Annotated in this window: 2 protein-coding genes; both read left to right on the forward strand. The window is 36.9% G+C overall.

Features of this window, described 5'->3' with window-relative positions:
• On the forward strand, positions 1-189 hold a 189-nt coding region (locus tag NE665_RS23770; protein ID WP_256302687.1), incomplete at its 5' end, for a tyrosine-type recombinase/integrase.
• Entirely contained in the window at positions 182-508 is a 327-nt protein-coding gene (locus NE665_RS23775) for a hypothetical protein (protein ID WP_256302688.1), read from the forward strand. The genes NE665_RS23770 and NE665_RS23775, both read left to right, overlap by 8 nt.
• The last annotated feature ends 492 nt before the right edge of the window (positions 509-1,000 follow it).

Genomic DNA, 1,000 nt, shown 5'->3' on the forward strand with positions numbered 1-1,000 from the left:
ATCCATGATCTTAGACACTCACATGTATCATTGCTGATCGAAATGGGATTCTCTGCTGTTGATATTGCCAACCGTGTTGGCCATGAAAGCGTAAAGATCACCTATCGTTATGCTCATATGTTCCCTTCCAAAGACAAGGCAATTGCTGATAAGCTTACTGATTTCAGAGGAGGTGCTTTCAATGAGTAAGAAGAATGTAGATCAGAAAGGAAGATTCAGAAACAAGATTATTTCCTTCCGTGTTTCTGAAGAGGAAGCCAAACTTCTAAAACGTCGTGTTTTGTTATCAGGACTAACAAAACAGGATTACATAATCAACTCGCTCCTTGGCAAGGAGATAGCTGTTTATGGAAATCCGTTTGTATTCAGAAGCCTTCATGATGAACTTGTGCATTTTACCAACCTATATGGTACGGCGATTGATTCCGATGATGAGGAAATGATGGTCTGGGTACTAGAAATGATCCTGGCGATGCGTTCAAAGGATAAAACAATCGTAAAACCGTAAATTTGTTTTCAAAAATATTTTCATATGAGAATAGTACAACGTAAAAATGGCTTAAATAAGGCACATTATTGTGATTAGGAACTATTCTTCATGTGTAAGAATTTAGTCATTTTCATCTGATTTCAGATCAAAAATGGCTATTTTTTTATGTTTCTACATAGATTCTCGAATGCAGAAATCAAGTTTTTGTATTCGTTTCTATGATTTTCATGTGATTATTGAGCTGTTTTACTGATAAATAAGGCAAATGTTCCTGGTGGCTTGGAGGTGTGAACCTCTAAGCCACGGTTTGCTTCAGGGTCCAAAAATACCAACGTCTAAGCCACCGGGTACCTTTTGGCAAAAAACGGGTCAAAATGTTTTCACGGAGCGCAAAAATAGTCCAAAATCGACTTATTTTCGGCTCTGAAAACACAGAAATTCAGTCAAATGTTTTCAAAATGTTTTCACGGAAGTTATAGACATCAAAAAAACCGCTAATATTAGCGGTTT

The sequence above is a fragment of the Clostridium sp. DFI.1.208 genome (assembly GCF_024463855.1).
In the GTDB taxonomy this organism is placed as follows: Bacteria; Bacillota_I; Bacilli_A; order Erysipelotrichales; family Erysipelotrichaceae; genus Clostridium_AQ.

Bases quoted from the DNA above. Each gene is read 5' to 3' on its own strand.
- NE665_RS23775 (WP_256302688.1), top strand. From the start codon at position 182: ATGAGTAAGAAGAATGTAGATCAGAAAGGAAGATTCAGAAACAAGATT.